A 7,922-nucleotide genomic window follows, 5' to 3' on the forward strand; every position below is an offset into this window, starting at 1 on the left:
CGGGTGCATGCGGCGGGCGGCAACATGCCCCGGGACGGACGGTGAACTGAACAACCTCACCTGGGACAGCGACAAGAAGACGAGGGACGGGACAAGTTTCAAGGGGGCCACCTTTGATCCTGGCTTTCATTGACGGGGCGGATGCTGTCAGCGGTAGCGGAAAGGGGTGGGCTGTTCGGGCTGCATTCGCTCGAAGGAGCGACCGATGCAGGATCATCCGCAAGCCGCGACGCTGGGCGTCGAAGTGGGTGGACGAGCAAAGCCTTTGACTCGCGCTCGAAACTGTGTTCGTAAATGCCTGTGGGAGGTGAGGATTGGAAACGATCCCGAATCTGGTTTTCTCTGGGTTCCTGCCTGCTGTTTCTCTTCTCTGCGGCCGTCGGGGCCCGTCTGGTCGTCCGCTGTGTCGAGTCCGGTTGTCAGTGGTGGCCTCTACGGTTCTTTCTGTTCGCGCGGAATGCTCCGGCGTGGCTGTGCGTGCATCGATGCCAGCTGGATGGGGCGTGTGCGTTCCATCTCTTCGGGGGCGCGGACGAATCTGCTGGGGGTAGTGAGAACGGGAGGGTGTATGGAGTTGGATTACGACCGTTTGGTCGCTCTGCGAAAGCAGAGCGCTGCTTGGCGGCTGCTGAAGGCCGACCATGCTGCGCTGATGCTGAGCTTCTTCAACAAGGTGTTCGTCGAGCAGGGAGTGCGCTCGATCGCGGGTGCGGAGCTTGCCGAACGGTTGGACGATGAGTTGTTCGCCCTGAACGATCGGCTGGGCCAGGGGACGTTCTCCAAGACTGCGAGGGCGTATCTGGACGGCTGGTCGGCGCCGGAGAATGGCTGGCTGCGCAAGTACTACCCGCCGGATTCGGACGAGCCGCACTATGACGCCACGGCCGCCGTGGAGAAGGCCGTCGCGTGGGTCCGGTCGTTGGAAGAGCGTTCGTTCGTGGGCACGGAGTCGCGGCTGAGCACGATTTTCGACCTGCTGCGGCAGATGACGTTCGGGACCGAAACCGATCCCGAGGCGCGACTGGTGGAGCTCAACCGACGTCGGCATGAAATCGATCTGGAGATCGCGCGTGTCGAGGCCGGTGACGTGGATGTTCTGGACAGCGCGGCGCTGCGGGACCGCTATCAGCAGGTGTCCGATACGGCGCATGGGCTGCTGGCCGACTTCCGAGAGGTCGAGGCGAACTTCAGGGACTTGGACCGGGACCTGCGGAGCAAGATCGCGGCGTGGGACGGGGCCAAGGGTGAGCTGCTGGACGAGGTGCTGAGCAGCCGCGAGAGCATCGCGGAATCGGACCAGGGGCGTACCTTTCAGGCGTTCTATGACTTCCTGCTTGCCCCGAGCCGTCAGGAGGAGCTCAAGACGCTTCTGACCGAGGTCGAAGCCATGGAGGCCATCGACGAGCCCGACCCCAGGATGCGGCGCATGGCCCGGGACTGGCTGGAGGCAGCCGAGCGAACTCAGACCACGGTGAGGCAGCTTTCGGGGCAGCTGCGCCGGTTCCTGGACGACCAGGTGCGCTCGGAGGATCGCCGCGTCCTGCAGCTCGTGCGCGAGATTGAGGCTCAGGCTCTGGCGCTGCGTGATGTGCCGGGCGTGGATCTGGTTGCCGGTATCGATGCGGCCGCGCCGACCATTGTTCTGCCGATGGAGCGGCCCCTGTACACCCCGTTGGTCAAGGTGCCGATCGAAAGTACTGGCATTGAGGCGGGGGACGAGGAGTTCGCGGCTGAGGCACTGTTCGAGGCGGTGTATGTGGATTCGGCGCGGCTCACAGCAGCGGTGCACCAGGCGCTGGGCTCGCGCACGCAGGTGTCGTTGGCCGAGACACTGCGCGAGCATCCTCTGGAGCAGGGGCTTGCCGAGCTGGTCGCCTACCTCGCGTTGCCGGACGACGGGTTCACCACGGTGTTCGACGACCAGCGTCAGGAGGAGATCGCTTGGACCAGTGAGGAGGCTGTCCAGCAGGTGGCCACCGTGCCCGTGGTCACCTTTGCCCGCACCAGCCCCGGCATCGCCTGGGCTTCCAGCTCGAAGGAGGGGCGATGACCACGCCTGCCACCCCCAGTCAGCCGTCCGTTCTCTCCCTGCCGGTCAACCAACTGCTCAAGGGTCCCGTCTTCCGTGACCAGCACGAAAGGGCATGGGAGGCCCTGCTGAACCACAGTGCCGGTGTGAAGGACTACGTCGACGTCATGGGGCTGCGTGTGGTGATCGACGAGATGGAGGGCTACGCCTTCCTCCAGTCGAAACCCGACGACGAGGACGACGTCCGCGATGCCCGCATGGCGCCGCCGCGGCTGATGCCCCGCCGCTCACTGTCCTACCCCGTCAGCCTGCTGGTCGTGCTGCTGCGCAAGCGGCTCGCAGAGTTCGACGCAGGCGCCGACGGCACCCGCCTGATGATCACCCGGGACGAGATCGTGGAGATGGTCCGACTGTTCCTCCCCGCCGGTACCAATGAAGCCCGCCTGGTCGACCAGATCGACGGCCACATCAACAAGGTGGTCGACCTGCAGTTCCTGCGCCGTGCCCGCAGGCAGGACCAGCTCTTCGAGGTGCAGCGGATCATCAAAGCCTTCGTCGACGGGCAGTGGCTCGCCGACTTCGAAACGAACCTGGCCCAGTACGCGGTCACCCGCACCCACCAGGAGAAGCAGCAGTGATCCCCGCCCAGTCCGGCCCCGCCGGCACGAGTGTCGCCTCCACCGACCTGGTTGCGGCCGGCTTCCGGCTGGAGCGCCTGGAGGTATACAACTGGGGCACGTTCGACAAGCACGTGTGGACGTTCGGCATCGGCGGCGCCAATGCCCTGCTGACCGGGGACATCGGTTCCGGGAAGTCCACCCTGGTCGATGCCATCACCACCCTGTTCATGCCTGCACGCAAGATCGCCTACAACAAGGCGGCCGGCGCGGAGAGCGGCGAGCGCAGCCTGCGCTCCTATGTGCTGGGCCACTACAAGTCCGAACGCAACGAGACGACCGGAGCGACCAAGCCGGTGGCGCTGCGCAGGCCGGGCAGCTACTCCGTCATCCTGGGGGTCTTCACCAACCCGGCGCTATCGGCGACCGTCACGTTGGGGCAGGTGTTCTGGCTCGCTGACGCGAACGCCAGCAACCCCGATCGGCTATTCCTCGTCGCCGACCAGGCGCTGTCCGTCGCAGGCGACTTCGCCGACTTCGGCACCGAGGTGCACTCCTTGAAGAGGCGTCTCGAAGCGAGCGACGTCCGCGTCCACAAGACGTTCCCGCCCTACAGCAAGGACTTCCGGCGCCGCATGGGCATCGAGTCCGAGCAGGCACTGGAGCTCTTCCACCAGACGGTGTCGATGAAGTCGGTGGGCAGCCTGGACGACTTCGTGCGCAGTCACATGCTCGAGCCGTTCGATGCGGCGGCCATGACCGACAACATCATCAGCCACTTCGATGAGCTCACCACCACCTACAACTCCGTTCAGCGAGCACGCGCCCAGGCCGAGGCCCTCACCCCACTGCTCGCGGAATGCGACGCCTACGAGAGGCTGACCGCACGCATCGACGAAGCCGACACGCAGCAGGCCGCCCTGCGGTATTTCATCGCCGAGCGCACGTCAGTGCTGCACGAAGCCCAGCGCGCCGAGGCGGAACGGGCACTCGCACGCCTGCAGGGCGAAAAGGATGCCGCGAAGGACGAGCTGGAACGGCTGCGTGGCCAGCAGCGCCGGTGGGACCTGCAGCGCGAGGGCCTGGGCGGCGGCCGGTTGGGTGAGCTCGAGCGCCAGATCAAGGAGACGGAGGAGCAGCGTACCGCGCAGGAGGGGCGGGCCCGCCAGCACGCCGCCCTGTTGGAGCAGGCAAAGCTGGCCCCGGTGACCGACCGGGCCCAGTTCACCGACCGGCTCGAGGACATCATCCGCGCCCAGCACAGCGTCGCCGCGACCGCCCGTGACACGCGCACGGCCCTGGAGACCCTCGCGGTCGAGGCCGCACAGCTGAAGCGGCAGGCTGAGGACATCAACGCGGACCTGCTCAGCTTGCGCTCGCGCCGCAGCAACATCCCTCGCAAGCAGCTGGAGGTACGCGCTCGCCTGAGCCGCGAACTCGGCATCGAGGAGAGTGCCCTGCCGTTCGCCGGCGAACTCATCCAGGTCCGTGACGAGGAACAGGAGTGGGCCGGGGCCGCCGAGCGTCTGCTGCGCGGCTTCGCCGTGTCCCTCCTGGTTTCCGGCGACCAGTACGCCCGCGTCTCAGACTGGATCAATGACCACCACCTGGGGGCGAAGCTGGTCTACTTCCGCGTCCCGGACAAGCTCCCGCCGCGGCGCCTGCCCACCGCCACGTCCACGGCGCTGTTCACCAAGCTCGAGGTGCGTGACGACTCGCCGCTCGCCCCGTGGCTGGCCGGCGAGCTCGAACGCCGCGCCTCCCACGCCTGCGTGCCGACGATGGAGGACTTCCGGCACACCGAACTCGCCATCACAGCCCAGGGGCTGATCAAGGGGGCACGGGGCCGCCACGAGAAGAACGACACCACCCGCATCGACGACCGCAGCACCTATGCGCTCGGCTGGACGAATCAGGCCAAGATCGACGCTCTCCTGGACCAGGCCCATCGGGTCCATGACGCCCAGCGCGAGACGGAGAAGAAGAAGCGCGAGCTGGACGCCACCTACAAGGATGCCCTCAGTCATGACAAGGTCCTTGACCGGCTGGCGGCCATGGCGGACTACAACGAGATCGACTGGCCGTCCGCAGTACGGCACATCACCCAGCTCACGGCCGAGAGGCAAAGTCTGCAGGCCGACTCCCAGGACCTGGACGAACTCACCCGCCGCCTCACCGAAATCGCCGTTGACATCACCAAACAGGAACGCGCATACGAGCGGGTACAGCAGAGCTGGGGCCGAGTCGACGGCGACCGCGACGCCGCTGAACGCACCCGCGACGAGGCCCGCGCCGTACTCGAAGAACCGGACGCCAGGGACGCACGGCCACACTTCCCGGCCCTCGAGCAGCGCTTGACCACTGCCCACCTGACATGCCGGACGACACAGGAGTGCGCCCAGAGCGAGTCCCGGCTGCGCGAGGAGATGGCGGCCGACAGACACCGCTGGGCCAAGGAGCAGACGCGCCTCGGCCAGACGATCGCCGCCCGGATGAGCTCCTTCCGAGCTGCCTACCAGGTCGAGACCAACGAACTCGACGCCTCCGTCGCCTCCGCGCCCGGCTACCGAGCCTTGCACCAGCAGCTCGTCGCGGACGACCTGCCGCGATTCGAGAGCCAATTCCGCACCTATCTGAAGACCAACGTAATCCGTGAGATCGCCGGATTCCACGCGCAGCTCAACATCTGGGCCGACGAGATCGGCGACCGCATCAACACCATCAACGAGTCCCTGGTCGACATCGACTACAACCCGGGCCGTTACATCATGCTCAAGCCTGAGCAGACACCCAACACCGAGATCCGCGAATTCACCGCCGAACTGCGTGCCTGCACCGACGACGTCCTGTCCGGCGACGACTCCGACCTGTACTCCGAGGAGAAGTTCCACCAGGTGCAGCGCCTGATCGAACGCTTCAAGGGCCGCGAACACCACACCGACAGCGACCGGACCTGGACCAAACGCGTCACCGACGTCCGCTACTGGTTCGTCTTCAGCGCCAGTGAACGACGCCGCGAGGACGACTCCGAGTACGAGGTGTACTCCGACTCCGGCGGCAAGTCCGGCGGCCAGAAGGAGAAACTCGCCTACACCATCCTGGCTGCTTCCCTCGCCTACCAGTTCAAGCTCGACACCACCAGCACAAGGAGCCGCACCTTCCGCTTCGTGGTCATCGATGAAGCCTTCGGACGCGGCTCGGAGGAATCCGCCCGCTTCGCCCTGGACCTCTTCAAACGCCTGGGCCTGCAGCTCCTGATCGTCACCCCGCTGCAGAAGATCCACGTCATCGAGCCCTACGTGTCCGCCGTCGGCTTCGTCGACAACCCCACCGGACACCATTCCCGCCTGCGCACCCTGACCATCGCCCAGTACCGCCAAGAACGCCTAGCCCACACCCTGGCCGGCGTGCAGCCCACTGCCGCACAGGGAGCATGAGATGACAACACAACACGACGTTGGCTGGACCACCCCGCAGGCCGTCATCGAACGCCTCCGCAAACGCTGGAACATGGGCACCTACCTCACCCAGCTCGCGGACGGATCACCATGGGAGCCCGTCGAGATTCCTCTGCGTGGTCCGAAAGCCGGGGACATCACCCGTCACTATGACCACGTCCTCGCCTGGACCGAATCCTGGGCGCCCACTGCACACCCACACCTGCACATCGAGTACCGGCGCCTCGGCGGGCGCCTGGCCGGAGTGAACAACGTCCCCGCCCGCATCCGCATCGACGACCGTGACCACCTCTGGCGTCTGCTCGGCGTCAGTCCCACGGTCGCCCGCTACCAGAATCTGCTGACCTCTGCCCGAGACGTGCTGCCCGACCTCGTCGAGTGGATGACCGGCCATCCCATGCAGGTGCTCCAGCGCGACGGCGACTGGGCCCGCTTGCAGAGCACCATCCGATGGATCCTCGACTACCACGGTCCCACCGTCTACCTGCGCCAGCTCGACGTACCCGGCGTGGACACCAAATTCATCGAACGCCACCGAGCCATCCTGACCACCCTGCTCGAGCAGTGCCTCCCCGAAGCCCGCATCAACACCGAAGCCGCACGCACCGACTTCGCCGCCCGCTTCCGCTTTCTACGAAAGCCCGCCTACCTACGCTTCCGGCTCCTCGACGGCGAAGCGCTGGCCGGCTTCCGCGAACTGGCCGTCCGGGCAAATGAGTTCACCGCGCCCCCGCCCGGCATCACGACCGTCTACGTCATCGAGAACGAGACCACCTACCTGGCCTTCCCTGACCAACCCCACAGCATCGTGATCCACGGCGCAGGCTACGCCGTCACCCAACTCTCCGCCCTGAACTGGCTACACGGCATACGCCTTGTGTACTGGGGCGACCTGGACACTCACGGGTTCACCATCCTCGACCGGCTGCGTCGGGCCTTCCCGCACGCGCAGTCCATCCTGATGAACCGGGGCGTTCTCCTGGAGCACCGCGGCCAGTGGGTGAAGGAAGACGCCCCCACCCACCGGCCTCTCGGCACGCTCACACCGGACGAGGCCGATGTCTACGACGGCCTCGTGGAAGGCGAGTTCGGCCCCAACGTGCGACTCGAACAAGAACGCGTGCGGTTCCACCTGCTCGAAGACGCCCTCAAGGAGCTCCGCTAGCAACCGCACACACCGTCAGCCAGCTTGTCGGTGTCGATGAAGGGGCAGGTTCATCGACCTGCGGCGAGCAGTTCCTGGTGCATGGCGAGCGCCGTAGGGCGAAGGAGAGCACGGAACTCGTCGGTCACCGTCCCACGGGTCTTCAGGGCGTGGCAGCTCGGGCACAGAGCGATCATGGCCCATTGCGGCTGAGTGCCGAGGTGTAGCGGGGATCAGGGCAGCGGAGGTTCTCCCAGCCCCCTTGGCTGCGCTCGAGCACCGCATGGCGGGATGCCGGCGACGCGGCTCAGCCGCTGACTACCTTGGGGCCGGCGGCGGTGGCTCTTGCCGTCCCGCATGGCGCGCTGCGCCCGGGCATCCAGCTCCGCGTAGCGCAGAACCGGATCTGCCATGCGGCGCAGCAGGGCAACGGGCATCCGGCAGCGGTCGAGTGCATCGGCGGCCGGTTCCTCGGCCGTACCTTCGCCGTTCCGTCCCCGCCCTCCTCCGTGAGCCCTACCGGAGGAAGTCGGATGAAGAACTACAAGATTCTCCGCGACTGTTGGCAGCGCGGCGACAGGCGTTGTCACGTTGGTGGGGTGTTGATCGATTGAGGGCGCGTCAGGGCGTGGAGGGGTCGGGCGGGGGCCTGGGTCACGCTGCGGCAGGCAGGC

The 7,922-nt window shown here is 66.4% G+C and carries 4 protein-coding genes; all 4 read left to right on the forward strand.

From position 1 onward, the window contains the following. The first annotated feature begins 568 nt into the window (after nt 1-568). Genes ACZ68L_RS46275 through ACZ68L_RS46290 form a run of 4 tightly spaced genes read left to right on the forward strand, consistent with a single transcriptional unit; the run spans nt 569 to nt 7,269 of the window. Nucleotides 569-2,050, forward strand: a complete 1,482-nt coding sequence (locus ACZ68L_RS46275) for a DUF3375 domain-containing protein (protein WP_469590852.1) — start codon at nt 569-571, stop codon at nt 2,048-2,050. Then, nucleotides 2,047-2,667 carry a DUF4194 domain-containing protein gene (locus ACZ68L_RS46280; protein ID WP_469590854.1) on the forward strand — a complete coding sequence of 207 codons (621 nt, stop codon included), beginning with the start codon at nt 2,047-2,049 and terminating at the stop codon, nt 2,665-2,667. Before ACZ68L_RS46275 ends, ACZ68L_RS46280 begins: the two co-directional genes overlap by 4 nt. Beyond that, the gene (locus tag ACZ68L_RS46285; RefSeq protein ID WP_469590855.1) at nt 2,664-6,083 is read left to right on the forward strand and encodes an ATP-binding protein; all 3,420 of its coding nucleotides are present in this window, start codon (nt 2,664-2,666) and stop codon (nt 6,081-6,083) included. Before ACZ68L_RS46280 ends, ACZ68L_RS46285 begins: the two co-directional genes overlap by 4 nt. 1 nt (nt 6,084) lies before the next feature. After that, a complete protein-coding gene (locus ACZ68L_RS46290; protein ID WP_469590857.1) occupies nt 6,085-7,269 on the forward strand; it encodes a Wadjet anti-phage system protein JetD domain-containing protein in 1,185 nt (394 codons plus the stop codon). The last annotated feature ends 653 nt before the right edge of the window (nt 7,270-7,922 follow it).

The organism is Streptomyces sp. NPDC104309, from assembly GCF_055584025.1.

Excerpts from the sequence above, each read along its gene's own strand:
- ACZ68L_RS46280 (WP_469590854.1), top strand. The coding sequence starts at position 2,047 with ATGACCACGCCTGCCACCCCCAGTCAGCCGTCCGTTCTCTCCCTGCCG.
- ACZ68L_RS46275 (WP_469590852.1), top strand. The coding sequence starts at position 569 with ATGGAGTTGGATTACGACCGTTTGGTCGCTCTGCGAAAGCAGAGCGCT.
- ACZ68L_RS46290 (WP_469590857.1), top strand. The coding sequence starts at position 6,085 with ATGACAACACAACACGACGTTGGCTGGACCACCCCGCAGGCCGTCATC.